We start from the raw sequence: 20,488 nt of genomic DNA, 5'->3' as shown, positions 1-20,488 counted from the left end.
CGTGCCGTGATGCTGAGACGAATCTGATGAGGGGGGAACTGCCGTGACCGAAACGTCAAGCTACCCGACGCCTGGGGGTGCTCCTTCTGGACGTATCGGCATCGGCCTGGAGCTGGACTCGACACATCTCAAGATCCTCGAGGTCCTGAGGGAGAACGGCCGGATCTCCGTCGCCGCGCTCGCCGAGCGCGTGGGCATCTCCCGGGCGAACGCCTACACCCGGTTCGAGGCGCTGCGCGCCGACGGGGCGATCAAGGGCTTCACCGCCGAGATCGACCACGTGCGGGCCGGTCTCGGCATCACCGCGCTGATCTTCGTGACCGTGCGGCAGCAGATGTGGCGCCAGTTCCGCGCCCAGCTCGCCCAGATGCCCGAGGTGGAGTACTGCGCGATCACCACGGGCCAGCACGACGCCATGATCCAGGTGCGGATGACCGACGTCGCCGCCGTGCACGCCCTGGTGACCGAGCGCCTCGCGAGCATCCCGGCGGTCAAGGCCACCGAGACCGTCTTCATCCTCGACGAGGTCATCAAGCGGCCGTACATCCTGCCGACGGACCGCAGGCCCGCCCCGCGGCGGCCCGCCCCCGACGCGTCGGGAGACGGGGTGCCGCTGGGCAAGATGCGCTTCGAGGGCGTCTCCGAGGGGCGCGCGGGCCTGCAGCGGGACAAGGGGTAGCCGCGCTCTTCGGCATGAATGCCGAAGATTCGGCCTGCGCCGCGTGTGCTTCACTTCTGCGGCTTCCTGCTCCGCTACGGGGACAAGCCCGCTTCACCCCCGGCACAGATGCCGGGGCACTGCGGACGAGTCCGGTGGCCGCCCTTCCGGGCGGTCGCGCCGGGTCAGACGACCTCGGCGCAGACGCTGACGTGCATGGTGTCGTCGCCCTCGAACTGGAACTCCTCGACGAGGTGCAGCCGCCCGTCGGGGCGGGTCTCGATGCGGCTGGTGCTCCGTCCGCTCGCGTGGCCGCCCTTCTTGAGCTGATGGATGTAGGTGATCTCCAGGCGGTCGTCCTCCCGGCTGCCGACGAAGTGCCCGTGCGTCACGGTGTCGCCGACGTAGCTGCCCCAGACGATGCCGTCCTCCTCCTGGTAGACGAACTCGGTGGGGCCGTCCGGGTCGACCTCGCTCGCGGTCGAGCTGACCATGACGAACCTGCGGTTGTTGAGATTTCTGTGGTCCATGACTCCGCATGGTGCCGATTCGTCCGGTGTTCGCAATCGATGCTGGACGTTTCGCCGGCCGGACGCCCCCGGACGGCTCCTTCCGTCCAGACGGGGCGTGACGGCCCCGACGTCGACGCAGACATGCGAGCGCGCCCGGAGCCCGCGCTACCTGCGCGACGCGGTGGCGGAGCGGCCCGGGTGATGCCGCGCGCGCGGCGGGTGGAGCTGCCGGGGCTGGACCGCGGGGCCACGGGCGACCGCGACCTGGGCGGCCGTCCCGGCGTCGTCGCCCGCGAGCTGCGCCGCTTCCTGGACACCGCTTCCTGAACAGCCGCGCCGCCGGCGGCCGCGGGCGTGGACCACCGCTTCCTGAACGCCGCTTCCTGAGCTCTGCCTCCTGGGCTCTGCCCCGATCTCGCCCCGGCGTTCCGCGCGGCACTGTCCTGACCATGGACTTCGGGGCCTGACGATCGGTTTCGGGTGTGACTCGATGAAGGAAAGTTACAGAAGCTTCACGTCTTGTGGAGATAATTGACGCCATCGCCGCTTCACCATAAAGTCGCGAAAAAGTTCCGTCTGTCCAGCCCAGATATAAAGACCCCCACGGAGCGGTCCATGAAGCGTGTAGCAGCGGTCGTGTCGTTGCTCAGCCTTGCCGCCGTCACCGCGACGGCGTGCAGCAGCACCAGTACGGGTGGCAACTCGGCGTCCGGTGGCGGTGGCGTCTACACCACCATCGACGGTCTGAAGCCCGGTCTCGACGTCAACGGGCCGATCAACCCGTGGAACCCCAAGGGCAACATGTTCCAGGGGTACAACGCGATGAAGCTCGGGTGGATCAAGAACACCCTGACCGACCCGAACCAGTTCTACCCCGGCATCGCCGCGAGCTGGGAGATCGCCCCCGACAACTCGTCGATCACCCTGCACCTGCAGCCGAACAACAAGTGGTCCGACGGCAAGCCCGTCACCGCCGAGGACGTGAAGCTCTCCATCGCCCTCGCGTACACGCAGGGCAGCACGGCCTTCTCGATCGCCCCGGGCGCCGCGGGCGCGGCCTCCGACGTCGAGATCGTCGACGACCACACGGTCAAGATCAGCCAGGACATGAGCAACCCCAGCGTCACGTTCGTTCGTGGCGTAATGGACAGCTTCGTCGTCCCGGCGCACATCTGGAAGGACGCGGTCCCCGCGAACTTCTGGGACACCCTCAAGGCGTCCCGCGGCGAGGGCGCCGAGGCCGAGAAGGCCCGCGCCGAAATCACCGCCCTCGCCGACAAGGTGCTCGCCTTCGCCCCCGCCAAGGACGTCTCCGCCGGCCCGTACACGCTGGAGCGGATGAACCCGGGCGAGGCCCTTCTCGTCAAGAACAAGAACTTCTACAACGCCGCCAATGTCGGCCCCGACCAGGTCAAGCTGCTCAACTACACCGGTAACGAGCAGATTTGGAACTACCTGATTTCGGGTAAGCTCGACAACGCGCCGTTCACCGCGGTGCCGGCCGACGTGATGAAGCGGATCGGCCAGACGCCTGGAAACGCGGTCGTCAAGGGCTTCTCGCCCGTCTCGGTCGCCATGGCGTTCAACCAGTCCAAGAAGCCCTACGACAACGTCCACGTGCGCAGGGGCCTGGCCTACCTCATCAACCGGGACGAGGTCACCAAGATCGCGTCTCCCGAGGGCGGCACCCCCTCGCTGACCACCACGGGCATCCACCAGAAGCCCGCGGAGGCGTGGCTGGGCTCCGAGCTGAGCCAGCTCGAGCCGTACAAGCTCGACGCGGCCAAGGCCGAGGCCGAGTTCAAGGAAGCCGGTCTGAAGAAGACCGGAGGCAAGTGGACGCTCCCCGACGGCAAGCCGTGGAAGTTCACGATCAACGTGCCCGCGCCGTTCTCCGACTGGGTGTCCGCGGCCAAGGCCGTGACCAGCCAGCTCAACGAGGCGGGCGTGAGCGCCGAGGTGCTCACCACGGCCGACTACCCGCTCTACCTTGAGGAGCTGGCGGCGGGCAAGTACGACGTCGGCTTCTGGCTCGTGGCCCTCGGCCCCGCGCCGTACAACATCTACCAGCGCCTCTACGGCGCCTCCAACGGTTGGTCCATCCTCAGCGGCAAGATCAAGCACTCTGCCCCGGGCAAGGACGGCAACTGGATGGGCAGCCCCGAGACGATCGACGTCAAGGGCGTCGGGAAGATCAACCCCGGCGAGCTCACCGGCAAGCTGAACTCCGCCCCCGAGTCCGAGCAGAAGCAGATCATCAGCCAGCTCGCCAAGGCGGCCAACCAGGACCTGCCCGTTATCCAGCTGTGGGACTACGTCAACACGCAGTTCATCAACACGTCGCGGTTCACCGGATTCCCGGAGAACGACAGTGAGGCGCTCCGCCTCACCTCCGGCGTGTGGCTCCAGCTCGGAATGATCAAGAAGAAGTAGGTTCATGACGCTCATCGGGGTCCCGGGACGCACCGGGGGAATCGCCGTCGTGCGGCGGCTCGCGGGCCATCTGGCCCGCGGGCTCGTCATGATCCTGGTGGTCACCACGATCAGTTTCCTGATCATCAGGAACATTCCCGGTGACCCCATGGCGGCCAAGTACGAGAAGCTCGTCGAGCAGGGCATGTCGCCCGAGGCGGCCCAGCAGGCGGTCAACGTCCTGTACGGCTTCATGCCGACCGGCAGCATGTGGGAGCAGTACCTCGACTACATGAAGGGGCTGGCCCGGCTCGACCTCGGCCAGTCGCTCACCGTGCCGGGCACCGGCGTGAGCACCGTGCTCATGTCCGCGGCCAAGTGGACGCTGATCCCGGTGCTCGCCGGCACGCTGCTGAGCTTCGTCGTCGGCATCATCCTCGGGGTCTACGCCGCGATCAAGCGCCAGGGCAAGCTCGGCGACCTGCTCGCGATCTCCGGATCGCTGCTGCACGGCGTGCCGCAGTACGTGCTGGCGCTGCTCCTCGGCGCGATCTTCACCACGCTGATCCCCATCCTCCCCGCGGGAGGAACGGCCGACATCATGTTCGAGCCCGGACTCAACGCCGGCTACATCGGCTCGCTGGTCCAGCACGCCACGCTCCCCGTGGTGACGTACGCGCTGGCGAGCTACGGCGGCTGGATCCTGGCCATGAAGTCCAGCGTGGTCACCGTGCTCGGCGACGACTTCATCCTCGCCGCCGAGCTGCGCGGGATGAAGCGCTCGATCATCTTCAGGTACATCGCGCGCAACGCGATCCTGCCCCTGTTCACGATCCTCGCGCTGTCGCTGGGCCTGCTGTTCGGCGGGGCCATCTTCATCGAGCGGATCTTCAACTATCCGGGGCTCGGCCTGATGCTCATCGACAGCATCACCGGGCGCGACTACGCCCTGATGGGCGGGGCCTTCCTGCTCATCACGGTGGCGATCATCATCGCGAACATCGCGGCCGACCTGCTGTACACCGTCATCGACCCCCGGGTCAGAAGCGGAGGTGAGGCGGCATGACCGCGACCACGATCATGCCGGAGGCGCGCAGCGCCTCGTCCGCCCTGCGCCGCAACTTCTGGCGCGGTGTCTGGCGGGTCATGAAGCGCAAGCCCAGCCGGATGGCCGGCGTGGTCATCATGGCCGGGTTCGCCTTCATGGGGATCTTCGGGCCGATGCTCTACCCCGAGAGGCTCCCGCGCGACACGAACGCGCTGTACGCCTCGCCGAGCTGGGCGCACCCGTTCGGCACCGACTTCGAGGGCACCGACGTGCTCGCCCTCGTCGTCACCGGCTCGCGGTACGTCCTGCTGACCGGCCTGGTCACCGCGGTGATCACGGTCGTGCTGGGCGCGGGCATCGGGCTGTTCGCCGGCTTCAGGCGCGGCCGCTGGGACTCCGTCCTCATGCGGATCACCGACATGAAGCTGACCATCCCCGGCCTGCCGCTGCTGCTCGTGCTGTCCACGATCTGGAAGTTCACCAGCGCCATCGAGATGGGCCTCGTGCTCGGCCTGCTCGGCTGGGGCGGCGTCGCCCGCGCGGTGCGCTCCCAGACCCTCTCGCTGCGCGAGCGCGGCTTCGTCGAGGCGGCGCGGGGGCTCGGCCTGTCCACGACGCACATCATCGGCAGGGAACTGCTGCCCAGCATGGCCCCGTACATCGCGATGAACATGCTCATCGCGGTCACCGGCGCTGTGTACGCGCAGGTCGGCCTCTTCTTCCTCGGCGTCCTGCCGTTCGAGGCCAACAACTGGGGCGTGATGCTCAACCTCGCCGTGTTCGGGGGCGGCGCGCTGACCACGACCGCCGCCCTGCCCTACCTTCTGGCGCCGCTGCTGGCGATCCTGCTGCTCACCCTGGGCATCGTGCTCGTCGTCGACGCCATGGACGAGATCTTCAACCCCCGCCTGCGTGAGGAGTGACCGGTGTCCGTGACTGACAAGAGGGCGCCGGGCGTCCGCATCAGCGACCTGTCCGTCGTCTACCGCACCCAGGCGGGCGAGCTGCCCGCCGTCCGGGGCGTCGACCTGGAGCTCGTGCCCGGCACGATCACCGGCGTGGTCGGCGAGTCCGGCTCGGGCAAGTCCACCCTGGCCCTGTCGCTGCTGAACGCCGTGCAGCCGCCCGGCCGGATCAGCTCCGGCTCGGTCGAGATCGACGGTCTCGGCGACGTGGTCTCCCTGACCGGCGACAACCTGCGCAAGGCGCGCGGCCGGCACGTCGGCTACGTCTTCCAGGCCGCGCAGAACTCGCTCAACCCGCTCAAGACGGTCGGCAAGCAGCTCCTCGACCTGGGCCGCTCGCACGACGTCGACGACCTGCCCGGCCTGGTCAAGGAGGCGCGCAGCCTGCTCGACCGGATGGGCATGGACGGCGCGCGAGTTCTCGACTCCCACCAGCACGAGCTGTCCGGCGGGATGCGCCAGCGCGTCGGCATCATGCTCGCGCTGGTGCTCAACGCCCACATCGTCGTCCTGGACGAGCCCACCACGGCTCTCGACATGATCACCCAGGCGACCATCCTGCGGATCATCCGCGAGGTCCACGAGGAGCGCGGTCTCACCACGCTCGTCATCACGCACGACCTCGGCGTCGTCGCCGAGATCGCCGACCGGCTCGCCGTCATGTACGGCGGGCGCCTGGTCGAGCAGGGCCCCACCCGGGAGGTGCTGGGCGCGCCCAAGCACCCGTACACGCGGGGCCTGCTGCAGGCCATCCCGCGCCTCGTCGGCGACATCGACGAGGCAAGGGCGCTGCCCGGCCGCCCCCCGACCCTCGGCACGATCCCGCCCGACGGGTGCGTGTTCCGGGAGCGCTGCGCCGTCCGGATGGACGTGTGCGAGACCGGCGAGCCGCCCGTGCTCACCATCGGCCCCCGGATCGTGGCCTGCCACGCGGAGGCCGGCGAGCGGGAGCCGGAGAGTGAGCCGGCGGAGGAGCCGGAGAAGGAGACCGTCACCACAGGACCCGTGAGAGGGGAGGAGCAGGCGTGATCACCGGCAAGGGCATCACCAAGACGTTCCGCCAGCGGGGCGGCATGCTCGGCGCCCGGGACGTCCCGGCGCTGCGCGGTGTCGACTTCTCCATCGAGAAGGGCGGCGCGGTCTCGTTCATCGGCGAGTCCGGATGCGGCAAGACCACCCTCGGCCGCATCCTCGCCGGCCTGGAGAGCTACGACTCCGGCGAGATCGTCATCGACGGCGTCCCGATGTCGTCGCTGCGTCCCAAGCAGCGCCAGCCGCACTTCCGGCGGGTCCAGCTCATCCACCAGGACCCGTACTCCGCGCTCAACCCGGCGCGGACCATCCACCAGACGCTGGACGCGCCGCTGAGCCTGCGGGCCAAGCAGACCGGCCGCCCGCGCTCCTGGATGGACGAGCGGGCCGAGGAACTGCTCGGCCTCGTCGGGCTCGACCCCGGCTACGTGCTGCCGCGCTACCCGCACCAGCTCTCCGGAGGCATGCGTCAGCGCGTGGTCATCGCCCGCGCCCTCACCGTCGACCCGGACATGCTCGTCGCCGACGAGGCCACCTCGATGATCGACGTGTCGCTGCGGCTCGGCATCCTGGCCCTGCTCAAGGACCTGCGCGACCGGCTCGGCGTCAGCGTGCTGTTCATCACCCACGACGTGGCCACCGCGCGCTACATCGGCCTGGACGGCGAGCTGTACGTGATCTACCGGGGCCAGGTCGTCGAGCGCGGCCCGGTGGAGACGATCATCTCCGACCCGGTCCACCCGTACACGCAGTCGCTGCTGTCGGCCATCCCGGTGCTGCACGGGCTGGAAGCCCCCGGCGCCGAGCGGGTCGTCCCCACCGAGGCCATCGACGCGGGCCGGCCGGACACCGGCTGCCTGTTCGCAGCCCGATGCCCGTTCCGCACCGACCGGTGCGAGTCGGAGCGGCCCGTCCTCGGGCACGACGGCGGCACCGCCCAGGAGCACGCCTGCTTCCACCCGCAGCGGCGCAGCGTCGTCGCCACCCCGGCGGTGCGGCTGTGACCGCCGCCTGGGGGATCCGCGACGCGTCGGGGGACGTCGCGGCTCTCGGCGAGCTGGCCGCCGCCGCGCTCACCCTCGACGCGGCCGAGGCGCCGCGGCTGGTCGCCCGGCTCGCCTCGCCCCCGGCGGACCGCCGCTGGACCGCGCTCGCGACCGGCGACCTCGACGGCGCCGTCCTCGCCTCCGTCTCCACCCGCGACCCGTCGGTCGGGCACATCGACCTGCTCGCCGTCCACCCCGAAGCCCGGGGCGCCGGACGCGGGCGGGCGCTGGTCAGGGCGGCGGAGGAGTGGCTGCGCGGCGAGGGCGTCGGCACCGTACGGGTCTCCGGCAACCCGCCGTGCTACGCCTGGCCCGGCATCGACGTCCGCTACACCGCCGCCGCCTGCCTGGTCGAGTCACTCGGCTACGAGCAGGAGCGGGTCGCCTGGAACATGACCGCCGACCTGTCCGGCGTCGCCCTGGACGAGCGGTCGCTCGCCGACGACGTCGAGCGGCTGGCCGGCAAGGGCGTCGCCGTACACGCGGCGGGGTCCGGCGAGCGGGACGCCGTGACGGCGTTCGTCCGCGGCGAGTGGAACGAGAGCTGGGCCTGGGAGGCCGAGGAGGCCACCGGCCTCCACTACGCGTCCCTCGACGGCGAGATCATCGGCTTCGCCGCGTGGGGGGCCAGGCCCGCCTGGTTCGGCCCCATGGGCACCGCACCCGCCGCGCGCGGGCTCGGCGTCGGCGGCGTGCTGCTGCGCCGCTGCCTGGCGGAGATGCGCGCCGCGGGCCTGGCCGACGCCCAGATCTCCTGGGTGGGCCCCCTGCGGTTCTACTCCGGCGTGGTGGGGGCCCGGGCCGAGCGTGTCTTCTGGCTCTACCGCCGGGACCTGCGGTGACGGCCGGATGTCACGGGTAGAGCAGCTTGCCGCCGTACAGCCAGGACTCCGGGTGGCCGGGGGAGGGGCACAGGTCGCGGGGATCCTTCCCCGCGTCCATCCGCTCGCGCAGCGACGGGGAGCCCCACAGCAGGTCGATGTAGTTCCGCCCGCCCTCGACCCCGGTCCCGGCCGGGTCCGCGGTCGTCCAGGCGAACTCGTCCGGGCGCCGGGCGCGGAGCAGGTACAGGATCGACACCCCGGTCAGCACCGGCTGGAACGCCTCCGCGTCGGTCACGTGCACCTGGACCCCGCGTACGGGCGTCCCGGCGTGCTTGTGGAACGCCGGGGTGAACCAGGTGTCGCGGAAGCGCACGCCGGGCAGGCCGAGCCCGTTCAGCTCGGCGGCGAAGCCCCCGTCGAGCCAGGGCGCGCCGACCAGCTCGAACGGCCGGGTGGTTCCCCGGCCCTCGGACGCGGTCGTGCCCTCGACCAGGCCGGTCCCCGGGTAGACCAGCGCGGTCGTCGGGGTCGGCATGTTCACCGACGGCATGATCCACGGCAGGCCGGTGGCGGCGAAGCGCATGGAACGCCGCCAGCCCTCCATCACGACCACGGTGAGATCGGCGCCGATCGACTCGTTCAGGAGGAGCGCCAGCTCGCCCATGGTCAGCCCGTGCCTGATCGGCACGGGCGCCCGGCCCACGAAACTGGCGCAGGCGGGATCCAGCGCCGGACCCTCGGCGCGGGTGCCGCCGAGCGGGTTGGGCCGGTCGAGCACCGCGAAGCGCACCCCCAGCCTGCTCGCCGACGCCATGAGGTCGTGCATCGTCCACACGAAGGTGTAGAAGCGTGTCCCCACGTCGGCGATGTCGAAGACGAGCGTGTCCACGCCCGATGCCGCCACCAGGGCGTCCAGGGCGTCGCCGCTCCTGCCGTACGTGTCGAGGACCGGGAGCCCGGTCGCCGGGTCCACGCCCGCGTCCTCGCCGAAGCCCGCCTGCGCCGTGCCGTGGATCCCGTGCTCGGGACCGAACAGCGCGGTCAGCGGGACACCCGCCGCCACCAGCGCCGTGGCGGTCGGGGTCAGATCGGGAAGAACCCCGGTGGGGTTGGTGATGAGACCGATCCGGCCCCCGGGCAGGAGTCCGGGATCGTTCGCGAGCCGCTCGGCACCGGTTCGTACGTGTGACATGATCCCATTCTCCGAAGAATTTTTGCATAATGGAACCATCAGGTGAAAATTAGCGACATGGAACGAGATGATTGATCCACTCGCCGACCTGTCCACCGAGCAGAGCGATCCGCGCTACAGCGAGATCGACCGGCTCCCCACCGAGCAGGTCGCCAGGCTGATGAACGCGGCCGACGCGAAGGTCCCGACGGCTGTCGCCGCCGCGATCCCGGAGATCTCGGCCGCCATCGACGCGATCGTCGCCCGCATGAAGAAGGGGGGACGCCTCTTCTACGTGGGGGCCGGGACCTCCGGCCGCCTCGCCGTGCTCGACGCGTCCGAATGCCCGCCCACCTTCGGCACCGACCCCGAGCTCGTCCAGGGCATCATCGCGGGCGGCGTGCCCGCGCTGACCCGCTCGGTCGAGGGCGCCGAGGACGACGCCGCCGCCGGAGCCGCGGCCATCGCCGCCAAGGAGGTGGGCCCGCACGACTCCGTCGTCGGGGTCTCCGCCAGCGGACGCGCGCCGTACGTGCTGGGCGCCCTCGGCGAGGCCGCCCGCAGGGGCGCGCTCACCGTCGGGGTGTCCTGCAACCGCGACTCCGCGCTCTCCGCGGCGTCCCAGCACCGGATCGAGGTGATCGTCGGGCCCGAGATCGTGACCGGCTCGACCCGCCTCAAGGCCGGGACCGCGACGAAGCTCGTCCTCAACATGATCTCGACGATCGCCATGGTGCGGCTCGGCCGCACCTACGGGAACTCGATGATCGAGGTGTCCGCGGCCAACTCCAAGCTCGCCGACCGGGCCGCCCGCATGGTCGGCGACATCACCGGCGCGGGCCTGGACACCGCCCAGGCGGCCCTGGAGGCCGCCGGATGGCAGGTCAAGGCCGCCGTCCTCATGATCGAGCACGATCTCGACGCCGACGGCGCCAGGGCCCTCCTGGAGGCCAACGGCGACCGCCTGGAGGCGGCCCGGCAGGCCGCGTCCGGGGGAGTGGTCGGTGCCTGACGGGCCGGACCTTCAGGCGGGTCCGATCCGCGACGTCTCCACACCGGAGACCTCCGCCGGACTCACCGAGATCCTGGAGTCGGCGGTCCCGGCCGCCTGCTCGGCGGCGGTCGCGCTGATCGCCGTACAGGGATCCGTCGTCGCCGCCGCCGCGGTGGGCGAGGCCGTACGTTATTCAGGAGCCACGGAGGCGCTCCTGGACGAACGTCCGCCCGCCCGCCGCGACGCGGTCTTCGACCTCGCCTCGATCACCAAGCTGTTCACAACGGCGGCCATCCTGTCCCTCGCGGAGGACGGCCGCCTCGGTCTCGACGAGCCCGTCACGACCTGGCTCCCCGCGACGTACGGCGGGCACCCCGCGACCACGCTGCGGCACCTGCTCACCCACACGGCGGGCCTGCCGCCCAGCCGCCGGGCACACGAGGAGATCCCCGGCGACGGCTCCGGCGCGCACGCCGCGCGGATGGAGCTGATCCTCACCACGCCGCCGGCCCACGCCCTCGGAGAGCGCTACGTCTACTCCGACGTCGGGATGGTCACGGCGGGCCGGGTCGCCGAGCTCGCCGGGGGAGCACCCCTCGACGAGCTCGTACGCACCCGCGTCATCGGGCCGCTCGGCCTGACGAGCACCTGCTACCGCCCTCCGGCCGAGCTGCTCCCGCGCGTCGTCGCGACCGAGTACCAGCCCGACCGCCCCGGCCCCGGCTGCGTCCGCGGCGAGGTCCACGACGAGACCGCGTACGGCCTCGGCGGGGTCGCGGGGCACGCCGGGCTGTTCTCCACCGCCGACGACCTCGTCCGCTTCGGGGAGACCCTCCGTACGGGAGGCGGGCCGATCCTGCGCCCCGAGACGGTCGCGGAGATGACCCGGGACCACGGCGTACAGGGCGCGGCGTTCGACCACGGGCTCGGCGTGCGTATCGGCGACCCGGCCATCGTCGGACCCCTCGGCCGCGCCTACGGCCACTCCGGGTTCACCGGCACGTCCCTCGTCGTCGACCCGGAACGGTCCCTGACCGTCGTACTGCTGACCAACAACGTCCATCCCGTACGCGGCCGGCCGGGAATCCGCGACCTGCGCCACGCCGTCGCCGCCGAGGCCCTGCGGAGGGTCCGGTAGGGGTGCAGTCGATGTGGCCGGAGAGAGCAGGCGCGGTTCTCGCCGCTGCGTGGTGACCGCTGCGCTGCGGCGGGCTGGCCGCACCGTGTGCTTGTGTACTCGATGTGGCCTGAGAGACCAGGCACGGTTCTCGCCGCTGCATGGTGACCGCTGCGCTGCGGCGGGCGGCTGCTCCGGCGCGCCGTGATAGTTGCGCTCCGGTGATTCCCCGCTTCGCGGTCTCGGGCGCGGTGGTACAGGGCACGGTCTTACGCGCGCCGGAGCAACCGCCCGCACTCCGCTCCGCTCGCCACCGCCCTGCCTTTCCTAGCCGTCACCGCACCGTCTCGTCCTCGGCCTGCTTCTCGCCGTAGGCCGGGAACCAGCTCATGGTCCTGCGCCGCCGGGGATCGCCGCTGCGCTGCGACGGGCGGGTCCTCCGGCGCGCCGTGACAGCTGATCTCTGGTGCAACCGCTTCGCGGCTCCGGGCGCGGTGGTACAGGGCACGGTCCTACGCGCGCCGGAGGCCCCACCCGCCTCCGCTCCGCTCCCCGCCGCCCCCTTGCCCTGCCTCCGCTGTCCCGGCTTCTTGCCGTATGGGGGCGTGTCGTTGCCGGTGGGGGGCTGACCAGGCCGGATCTCCTCCAAGGTCGTCGTCGACCTGGGGGAGCCTGCGATTTTGAACCGCGGCTGGGGTCGGCGCACGGGCCTAGGGTGTGCCTGTGACAACAGAGCGCAGGCGTGACGAGATGCAGCCCGTGTTGGAAGGCGGTCGTCGGCTGCGAAAGATCGGCTGGGCGTGCTCACACTCTTCCTGGCCGCGTTCGCGGCCTTCGAGAGCGTCAAGTACGGCTTGCCCACCACCGTCGCCGCACTCGTGTTCTTTGCGCCGGTCGACGCTCGGCCCGCCCCGGACCGGTGAGGAAGAACCCGCCGCCTACAGAAAGAGCCTGCGATGCCCGAGATAGACACCACCACCCGTGACCGTGTCGGTGTCATGCTGCCCCGCGACCTGCCCGTCCGCGACATACTGCCCTACGCCCGGCGAGCCGAAGAGCTGGGGTTCGACCAGGTATGGGTGGTGGAGGACCTCGGCTGGCGCGGCGGACTCGCCCAGGCCGGCCCCGTCCTCGCCAGCACCACCAGCATCACGGTCGGCATCGGCATCATGCCCGCCGGCGCCCGCAACGTGTGCTTCGCCGCGATGGAACTGGCCACCCTCGCCCAGCTCTACCCCGGCCGGCTGATCACCGGCATCGGCCACGGCATGCCCGACTGGATGCGCCAGGCCGGAGCCTGGCCCACCAGCCCCCTGACGCTGATCAAGGAGTACACGACCGCGCTGCGCCTGCTCATGCGCGGCGAGCCCGGCCCGGCAGGCGGCCGCTACGTGCGCTGCGAAGGCGTCGTCCTGACTGAGACCCCCGACATCGTCCCGCCGGTCATCCTCGGTGTGCGCGGTCCCAAATCGCAGGCAGCCGCAGGCGAGGTCGCCGACGGGCTCCTCCTGGCCGAGCCCGCGGCCCCCGCCTACATCGGCTCCTCGCTGCGGCATCTGGGCACCACTTCCGGCGCGCGTGACCTCGAAGTCGTCACCTACGACGCCGCAGCCGTAGATGACGACGCGGACGCCGCTCTCGCCCGCGTCCGTGATGGCCTGGCCGCCGTCGGCGAGCCGGACTGGGCCGCGCACATCGACCCCCTGCCATTCGCCACACAGCTGCGCGAACACCGCGCCGCCTGCGCCGACGCCCGCCAATTCGCCCAGACCATGCCCGCCGCCTGGGTCCGCCAGCTCAGCATCGCCGGCACCCCCGACCAGGCACGCGAAGCGATCAAGGCCCGCCACGCAGCGGGCGCGACCAGCGTCATCCTCGCTCCCGCCGGCCCCGACGCCCTGGCCTCCCTCGACTCGCTCGCCCGCGCCCTGGACCCCCGCCCCTGAACCGAAACCGCTGGGACCCGGAGGAACCCCACCATGTCCACCGACCGACGAATCGTGCTGTTCGACCTCTTCGGAGTCATCGCCCTCCACCAACGCCCGGACGCCTTGGCGAAGATGGCCGCCCGGTGCGACACGCCTGCGGACGCCTTCGCGGAGGCGTACTGGGCCTGCCGCCCGCCCTACGACGCCGCGCAGCAGTCCGCGCCCGAGTACTGGACGGCCGTGCTGCGGCGCTTGTCACTCTCCGCCGACGCCGACACGATCGAGGAACTGCGGCTCGCCGACATCGACAGCTGGTCACGCGTCGACGACCGCATGGCCGCCTACGTGCGGTCCCTGCGCGACGTCACCGAGGTCGCCCTGTTGTCCAACATCCCCTCCGACCACGCGGACGTCTTCCTCGCCGGGCAACCCTGGCTGCGGACCCTGGACCACATCGCCCTGTCCGGAAAGATCAACGTGGCGAAACCGGACCCGGCGGCGTTCCATCACTGCGTCGTCGCCATGCAGGCCACACCGGCCGACTTCCTCTTCGTCGACGACCGTGAAGAGAACGTGCATGCAGCACATGCCATCGGCATGCAGGGGCACCTCTTCACCCGACTCGACGAGCTGACACCCGTCATCGACACCTGGCTGCAGGCCGGCACGGCATGACCACCACAGGCTCAGCCACCGCCGACAAGACCCACCTCACCGTGACGGCCACCCTTCCGAGCGGCCCTTAGCGGCGGTTGCCTGGTCGTGTGGGTGTCCAGGGACTGGCGGACGCTGGAGGCGCGGGCGTAGCCGATCCGCACGTGGCCCGCCGGTTCGGCCCCGTCGGCGGCCGGGGGCGCCACGGTGAGGGCCCTGGCGAGCACGGGCACCAGCCGGAAGCGGGCGGTGGCCGTCCTCGTGGTCCTCGGACCAGGGAGGTCGCTAGTTGCAGATGTCGGTGTTCAGCCGAGAGCGTGGAGCAACTCGCGTTCGCGCTGGACGCTGAGGCCGGCACGTCGCTCCCGGTCCAGACCCTGATCGCGTTCCCAGGCCAGCGTGTCGACGAGCAGGTCCGCCCGGGGCCGGTGACGGAGCCCCGCGGCGCGCGCCGCGGAACCGTTGCGGGCAGAGAAACCCTCCCAGCCCGGCTCGACCAGCCACATCGGCAGCGACTCCGCCCCCATGTACTCCGCCACGCCGTTGGCGCGCAGCCATGACGAGTCGGCGGTGACCACCGGACCGGTGTGCCCGCCGACAGCGCGGGACAGCTCGATCCACTCCTTGAACGGAACGATCGGGCCGACAGCGTCGAATGTGCCGACGATTCCGCTCTGCGCGGCGTCCAGCAGCCAGGCGGCGAGGTCCCGCGCATCGATGACCTGCGTCGGCATGCCCGGCTCGTCGGGAACCAGCATCGGCCCCTGCGGATCACGTGCGGCACGGGCGACCCAGTAGCCGGAGCGCCCGCTGTGATCGCCGGGGCCGCCGATGAGACCGGCGCGCGCGATGAGCAGCCGATCGCCCACGACCGCCGTGGACGCTTGCTCGCAGGCGACCTTCGCCTCGCCGTACAGCTCGCGGCCGACCTCGCTTTGATCCGTCGGAGCGAGCAGGGCAGCGGACTCGTCCGCCTCCGATGTGGCATGGGAGGCATAGGCGCTGACGGAGGAGACGTAGGCCCAGTGCCTGGCCCTGCCACCCAGCGCGTCGAGCGCCCCGCGTACGAAGCCGGGCTGCCAGGACACGTCGATGACCGCATCCCATTCGCGGTCGAGCAAGGGTTGATAGGCCGAAGGATCGCGCCGGTCGGCGGCCACCAGCCTCGCTCCGTCCGCGACGTGTCCGCTCTCGCCGCGAGCCAGGCACGTCACCCGATGGCCGCGCTCGATCGCCTGCCGCGACAGCTCACGGCCCACCCATGCCGTTCCACCCAGTACCAAGATCTCCATCCCTGGATCCAAGCAGCGCGAACACCGGGCACCCCAGTGGATCCGCTTACAGCAGACCCGCTTCGCTCATGGCGGACCGCACTCTCCATGTCGGCGCAGGTCACGTGAACCTCGATCCGGCATCGCGCGAGTGGCGCTTGGCGGTGCGGCATCGATCTCGGACGTCACGGCGAGGTGGAGAGGGGCGGGCCGCGGTGCAGTGCCCCCCAGCGCATAGTCGTCGAGCCGGACCGGGATGACCGGCGGCCGGCTGACCGGGTTCGGCGGGGAGCGGAGCGGAGGCGGGCGGGGCCTCCGGCGCGCGTAGGACCGTGCCCTGTACCACCGCGCCCGGAGCCGCGAAGCGGTTGCACCAGAGACCGGCTGTCACGGCGCGCCGGAGGAGCCATCCGCCGCAGCGCAGCGGCGGTCCCCGGCGGCGCAGGACCATGAGCTGGTTCCCGGCCTACGGCGAGAAGGAGGCCGAGGACGAGACGGTGCGGTGACGGCGAGGAAGGCAGCGCAGCGGTCACCATGCAGCGGCGAGAACCTGCCTGGTCTTACGCCGACGGCTCATCCCGCCTTCGTACGGCGGCGGGAGTCCTCGAGGTAGCCGTTGAGCGCGTCACGTGTGGCGCGTAAAGCGGAGTCGGACGTGTCGAAGGTGCGCTGGGCCACGCCGACGAAGATGCAGTCCACGATCAGGAGCTGGCTGATCCGGCTGGCGAGCGCCCCCGGGCGGAAGGCGGTCTCCCGGCCCGCGGAGACCAGGACGTGGTCCGCCAGTTCGGCGAGCGAGGAGCGGGGGTTGTTGGTGATGGCGACCGTGGTGGCCCCGGCCGAGCCGGCCACCCGCATGGGGCCGAGCACGTCGGGCGTCTCGCCGGTGCAGCTCACTCCGACGGCGACGTCACCGGTCCGGACGAGCGCGGCGCTGGTGAGGGCGAGGTGCGCGTCGGTGAAGGAGTGGCCGGGGAGCCCGATGCGCATCAGTTTCTGCGCCATGTCGACCGCGACCAGGCCCGAGGCCCCCACCCCGTACGCGTCGACCCGCCGGGCCGAGGCGATGGCCTCCACGACGGCGGCGAGCCGTTCCGGGGCGAGCTGGGCCGCGGTGTCGGCGAGGGCCTCGGACTCGGCGCGGGTGACCTTGGCGATGACGTCGGTGAGGGGGTCGTCGGGCCCGAGGTCGCCGGGGACGAGGCGTTCGGGCTTGGCCCGCGCCACGGCGGCGGCGAGGGCGAAGCGGAGCTGGGAGTAACCGGCGAACCCGAGGGCTCTGGCGGTGCGCACGATGGTCGCCTCGCTCGTCCCGGAGGCGGCGCTGAACTCGGTGATCGTGCTGCCGGCGACCATGGCGGGGTCGTCGAGGATGAGGCGGGCGACGGCCTGGGCCGCGGGGGTGAGGGAGGGCAGGACCGCCCGTACCGTCGCCACCAGGTTGACCGGGTTGGGCCCCTCGTGTTCGTTCACCCTGCTGCCTTCTCCTGTCGGGATCTCGGTTGTTCGCTGCCGGTGAGCCATCGGGCGACGACGCGGTCAGATGCCCGTGAGACGCCGTGTGTAGTGACATATACCGCCCCAACCGGTTGGGCGGGAATGCCGGTCTCCACCACGATCGCGTCCGGCCGGGCCTGTACGGCCTCCGCCAGCAGGTCGCTGACCCACGTGTGCCGGCCGGCGTCGTGGACGACCAGAACGACCGGCCGGTCGCCGCTCAGGTCGGGAAGCGTCGGGGCTTCCGCCATGATCGTATGGCCCTCGGTGCCCGGAAGCAGCCCGGCCAGCTCACGGGTGAGGCCCACGGGCGCTCCGGACTCGACGGCCTGGCTCATCCGGGGGGCGATGTGGACGACCAGGGGCGGCCGGGAGAGGGGGACGGCGGGGCCGGCGGCGGCGCCGGGCGGGGTCACGCGCATGGCGGCGCGGGCGGTCTCCAGGCCCAGGTCCTCGTCGCTCACGGGCTCTGAGACGCTCGCGGGCTCCACGCCGTTCAGGTGCGCGGCGGACGGCGCCGCCGGCGCGGCGGCGCGGCGTTCGGCGGCGCGGGCGGCGTGCCAGTCGGCGACGGCGAGGACGCGGGCCGCCGCCTCGGCGAGGCGCTCCTCGGGCAGCCGCCCGTCCCGGACCGCCTCGACGATGGCGTCGCGCAGCGCGTACACGCTCTCGCCGCCCGGCGAGGAGACGCCGGCGCAGATGGCGTCCGCTCCGGCCGCGAGCGCGCGTACGGCGATCTCGCCGGGGGAGTGGAGCGCGGCGACGGCGCGCATCTCGATCGCGTCGGTGACGAGCATGCCGTCGAAGCCCAGCTCCTCGCGGAGCAGGCCGGTGAGGATCCGCCGGCTGAGGGTGGCGGGGCCGTCCGGGTCGAGCGCGGGGACGAGCAGGTGGCCGCACATGACCGACCGGACGCCGGCCTCGACCGCCGCGCGGAACGGCGGGAGGTCGCGCCCGCGGAGCACGTCGAGGGACGCGTGGACGGTGGGCAGCGCGAGGTGGGAGTCGGTGACGGTGTCGCCGTGGCCGGGGAAGTGCTTGGCACACGCGGCCACGCCCTCGGCCTGCAGACCGGTGATCCAGGCGGCGGTGTGCCGGGCGACGAGGTCCGGGTCGGGCCCGAAGGAGCGGATGCCGATCACGGGGTTGGCCGGGTTGGCGTTGACGTCCGCCACGGGCGCGTAGTTCAGCGTGACGTCGGCGGCGGCGAGGAGGCGGCCGATGGCCCGGCCGACGAGCTCGGTGCGGGCGACGTCGTCGATGACGCCGAGCGCGCGGTTGCCGGGCCACGAGCTGCCCTGCCCGGCCTCGAAGCGGGTGACGGCGCCGCCCTCCTCGTCGGCGGCGACGACCACGGCGGGGTTCTCCTCGCGCAGCGCGGCGACGAGGTCGGCGGTCTGGCCGACGTCCACGATGTTGCGGGCGAACAGCACGGTGCCGCCGAGGCCGTCGGCGAGCGCGCGGCGCAGCCACGCGGGCGGCTCCACTCCGTCGAATCCGGGCTGCAGGACGGTCATGGCCAGGCGGTTCAGGCCGGGGCTGCTTGCTGACACGCGCTCACCTTCTCGTGTGGACGTCTCGAAGCAGGTTACACATCAATGACACTTTCTTTCACCGTCATTGATCTGAAAGTAAGTTTCTGCCAATCTCGCGCTCGGTGCCTTCTTCTTCATCCCCCACGGAGGTCCGATGAGTTCCCCCACCCGACGTTCCGTCCTGCGCGGCCTGGCGTTGGCCGCCGCCGCGACGGCCCTTCCCCTCTCGGCGTTCTCGGCCACGCCCGCGTTCGCGGCCGGAAGCCCCGACGGCTTCGTCCCACCGCTGCGCCAGATGCGCGGCATGTGGATCGCCTCGGTCGTCAACATCAACTGGCCGTCGAAGCAGGGTCTGACGGTCGACCAGCAGAAGGCGGAGTACCTCGCCTGGCTGGACCTGGCGCAGGCGCGCAAGCTCAACTCGGTGTTCGTCCAGATCCGGCCGACCGCCGACGCGTTCTGGCCCTCGCCCTTCGAACCCTGGTCGGAGTACCTGACCGGCGTGCAGGGGCAGGACCCGGGCTACGACCCGCTGGCCTTCCTCGTCGAGGAGACCCACCGGCGCGGCCTGGCCTTCCACGCCTGGTTCAACCCGTACCGCGTCTCGATGCAGCCGGACCCGGCCAAGCTCCACCCCGAGCACCCGGGGCGCAAGCACCCGGACTGGATCGTCTCCTACGGCGGCAAGCTGTACTACAACCCGGGCATCCCGGAGGTCCGCGCGTTCGTGCAGGACGCGATGATGGACGCCGTCACCAGGTACGACATCGACGGCCTGCACTTCGACGACTACTTCTACCCCGTGAACACAACGGCCTTCGACGACAGCGCGGCCTTCGCGAAGTACGGCGCGGGCTTCCCCGACCTCGCCTCCTGGCGCCGCAACAACGTGGACCTGCTGGTCCAGGAGATGCAGCAGCGGGTACGGCAGGCCAAGCCGGAGGTCGCCTGGGGCATCAGCCCCTCGGGCATCTGGCGCAACAAGTCGACCGACCCCCTCGGCTCCGACACCGCGGGCAGCCAGTCGTACGACAACCTGCACGCCGACACGCGCGGCTGGGTCAGGAAGGGGTGGCTGGACTACATCGCGCCGCAGATCTACTGGTACATCGGCCAGTCGAACGCCGACTACTCCAAGCTGGTGCCCTGGTGGTCCGGCGTGGCGGCGGGCACGGACGTGCAGCTCTGGATCGGCCAGGCCGCCTACAAGGCGGGCGCGGCCGGGCAGCCGGCCGAGTGGTTCCGGCCGGACGAGCTGACCAACCATCTCGCGCTCAACCGGAGCCATCCGGAGGTCGGCGGGGACATCTGGTACAACTCGCAGGACGTACGCGAGGACCGGATGGGCACCGTCTCGACGGTGGTGGCCGACCACTACACCCGCCCCGCGCTCGCGCCGCTGCTGCCGCGCCTCGCGGACGGGCGGCCGCCGCGCCGCCCGGTGCTCGCCACCGCCCGCAGGGCGGCCGGGGGCGCCGAGCTGCACATCGTGGCCACCGGCCCGGAGGCGCCGTTCCAGTTCGCGGTCTTCCGGTTCGACCGCGAGGCCGGGCGGGGCGACTTCGCCGACGCCCGCGGCCTGGCGGCGGTCGTCCCCGCGGGCCGCAACATCCGCTGGGTCGACCCCGAGGGGCGCGAGGGCGCGCACTACTACGTCGCCGCCGTCGACCGGGCCGGCCGGATCAGCGAGCCGAGCGACGGCCGCAGGGTCCGCTGACCCGGGGCCGCCCCCGTGCCCGGCCTCGCCGATCAGGCGATGAGGGCGCGGTGGGCGGCCAGCACGTCCGGAGCCTCGGGGGCGTCCGGGGCGGTGCGGTGCAGGGC

At 71.6% G+C, this 20,488-nt stretch carries 19 protein-coding genes; 14 read left to right on the top strand and 5 right to left on the bottom strand.

Annotation, left to right across the window (positions count from 1 at the left end):
- The first annotated feature begins 43 nt into the window (after positions 1 to 43).
- Complete coding sequence (locus AWQ70_RS15870; protein WP_067176472.1) at positions 44 to 679, top strand: Lrp/AsnC family transcriptional regulator; 636 nt, start codon at positions 44 to 46, stop codon at positions 677 to 679.
- A 164-nt stretch (positions 680 to 843) separates the two neighbouring features.
- Here the strand turns inward: AWQ70_RS15870 and AWQ70_RS15865 are convergent, their stop codons facing one another.
- Positions 844 to 1,188: an avidin-fold protein gene (locus AWQ70_RS15865; RefSeq protein WP_169808675.1), complete on the bottom strand. Its 345-nt coding sequence runs from the start codon at positions 1,186 to 1,188 to the stop codon at positions 844 to 846.
- 183 nt (positions 1,189 to 1,371) lie between these two features.
- Between AWQ70_RS15865 and AWQ70_RS42020 the strand changes: the two genes are divergently transcribed.
- From AWQ70_RS42020 to AWQ70_RS15835, 7 genes are all read left to right on the top strand, one after another.
- On the top strand, positions 1,372 to 1,497 hold the full coding sequence (locus AWQ70_RS42020) for a hypothetical protein (protein ID WP_281197001.1): 126 nt from the start codon (positions 1,372 to 1,374) through the stop codon (positions 1,495 to 1,497).
- A 288-nt stretch (positions 1,498 to 1,785) separates the two neighbouring features.
- Positions 1,786 to 3,603, top strand: coding sequence for an ABC transporter substrate-binding protein (locus AWQ70_RS15860; protein ID WP_067176470.1), 1,818 nt, complete (start codon positions 1,786 to 1,788; stop codon positions 3,601 to 3,603).
- 4 nt (positions 3,604 to 3,607) lie between these two features.
- On the top strand, positions 3,608 to 4,648 hold the full coding sequence (locus AWQ70_RS15855; protein ID WP_067176468.1) for an ABC transporter permease: 1,041 nt from the start codon (positions 3,608 to 3,610) through the stop codon (positions 4,646 to 4,648).
- Positions 4,645 to 5,553, top strand: a complete 909-nt coding sequence (locus AWQ70_RS15850; protein ID WP_067176467.1) for an ABC transporter permease — start codon at positions 4,645 to 4,647, stop codon at positions 5,551 to 5,553. The genes AWQ70_RS15855 and AWQ70_RS15850 overlap by 4 nt, the downstream gene beginning before the upstream one ends.
- A gap of 9 nt (positions 5,554 to 5,562) precedes the next feature.
- On the top strand, positions 5,563 to 6,624 hold the full coding sequence (locus AWQ70_RS15845; protein ID WP_245646985.1) for an ABC transporter ATP-binding protein: 1,062 nt from the start codon (positions 5,563 to 5,565) through the stop codon (positions 6,622 to 6,624).
- Positions 6,621 to 7,631, top strand: coding sequence for an ABC transporter ATP-binding protein (locus AWQ70_RS15840; protein ID WP_067176462.1), 1,011 nt, complete (start codon positions 6,621 to 6,623; stop codon positions 7,629 to 7,631). Before AWQ70_RS15845 ends, AWQ70_RS15840 begins: the two co-directional genes overlap by 4 nt.
- Complete coding sequence (locus tag AWQ70_RS15835) at positions 7,628 to 8,515, top strand: GNAT family N-acetyltransferase (RefSeq protein WP_218004541.1); 888 nt, start codon at positions 7,628 to 7,630, stop codon at positions 8,513 to 8,515. The genes AWQ70_RS15840 and AWQ70_RS15835 overlap by 4 nt, the downstream gene beginning before the upstream one ends.
- 10 nt (positions 8,516 to 8,525) lie before the next feature.
- Here the strand turns inward: AWQ70_RS15835 and AWQ70_RS15830 are convergent, their stop codons facing one another.
- On the bottom strand, positions 8,526 to 9,689 hold the full coding sequence (locus AWQ70_RS15830; protein ID WP_084517168.1) for an exo-beta-N-acetylmuramidase NamZ family protein: 1,164 nt from the start codon (positions 9,687 to 9,689) through the stop codon (positions 8,526 to 8,528).
- Positions 9,690 to 9,756: 67 nt separating this feature from the next.
- Between AWQ70_RS15830 and murQ the strand changes: the two genes are divergently transcribed.
- From murQ to AWQ70_RS15810, 5 genes are all read left to right on the top strand, one after another.
- Positions 9,757 to 10,680 (top strand): N-acetylmuramic acid 6-phosphate etherase, encoded by a 924-nt coding sequence (murQ, locus tag AWQ70_RS15825; protein ID WP_067176457.1) that lies wholly within the window; start codon positions 9,757 to 9,759, stop codon positions 10,678 to 10,680.
- Positions 10,673 to 11,800, top strand: coding sequence for a serine hydrolase domain-containing protein (locus AWQ70_RS15820; RefSeq protein ID WP_245646984.1), 1,128 nt, complete (start codon positions 10,673 to 10,675; stop codon positions 11,798 to 11,800). The genes murQ and AWQ70_RS15820 overlap by 8 nt, the downstream gene beginning before the upstream one ends.
- A gap of 779 nt (positions 11,801 to 12,579) precedes the next feature.
- Positions 12,580 to 12,702, top strand: coding sequence for a hypothetical protein (locus tag AWQ70_RS42015; RefSeq protein ID WP_281196995.1), 123 nt, complete (start codon positions 12,580 to 12,582; stop codon positions 12,700 to 12,702).
- Between the two features lie 33 nt (positions 12,703 to 12,735).
- Entirely contained in the window at positions 12,736 to 13,725 is a 990-nt protein-coding gene (locus tag AWQ70_RS15815; protein WP_067176454.1) for an LLM class flavin-dependent oxidoreductase, read from the top strand.
- A 33-nt stretch (positions 13,726 to 13,758) separates the two neighbouring features.
- Positions 13,759 to 14,382, top strand: coding sequence for an HAD-IA family hydrolase (locus AWQ70_RS15810; protein ID WP_067176451.1), 624 nt, complete (start codon positions 13,759 to 13,761; stop codon positions 14,380 to 14,382).
- Positions 14,383 to 14,666: 284 nt separating this feature from the next.
- Here the strand turns inward: AWQ70_RS15810 and AWQ70_RS15800 are convergent, their stop codons facing one another.
- From AWQ70_RS15800 to AWQ70_RS15790, 3 genes are all read right to left on the bottom strand, one after another.
- Positions 14,667 to 15,653 (bottom strand): NAD-dependent epimerase/dehydratase family protein, encoded by a 987-nt coding sequence (locus tag AWQ70_RS15800; RefSeq protein WP_067176448.1) that lies wholly within the window; start codon positions 15,651 to 15,653, stop codon positions 14,667 to 14,669.
- Between the two features lie 552 nt (positions 15,654 to 16,205).
- Complete coding sequence (locus AWQ70_RS15795) at positions 16,206 to 17,105, bottom strand: MurR/RpiR family transcriptional regulator (RefSeq protein ID WP_067176445.1); 900 nt, start codon at positions 17,103 to 17,105, stop codon at positions 16,206 to 16,208.
- Positions 17,102 to 18,682, bottom strand: coding sequence for a glycoside hydrolase family 3 protein (locus AWQ70_RS15790; protein ID WP_067176442.1), 1,581 nt, complete (start codon positions 18,680 to 18,682; stop codon positions 17,102 to 17,104). The genes AWQ70_RS15795 and AWQ70_RS15790 overlap by 4 nt, the downstream gene beginning before the upstream one ends.
- 136 nt (positions 18,683 to 18,818) lie before the next feature.
- Here AWQ70_RS15790 and AWQ70_RS15785 point away from each other — a divergent pair, with 136 nt between their 5' ends.
- On the top strand, positions 18,819 to 20,381 hold the full coding sequence (locus tag AWQ70_RS15785; RefSeq protein ID WP_067176440.1) for a glycoside hydrolase family 10-like protein: 1,563 nt from the start codon (positions 18,819 to 18,821) through the stop codon (positions 20,379 to 20,381).
- The last annotated feature ends 107 nt before the right edge of the window (positions 20,382 to 20,488 follow it).

It is taken from the genome of Microtetraspora niveoalba (assembly GCF_001570405.1).
GTDB classification, from domain to species: domain Bacteria; phylum Actinomycetota; class Actinomycetes; order Streptosporangiales; family Streptosporangiaceae; genus Microtetraspora; species Microtetraspora niveoalba.
Note: the sequence above shows the minus strand (reverse complement) of the source record. Positions and strands in the feature narration are given on the sequence as shown.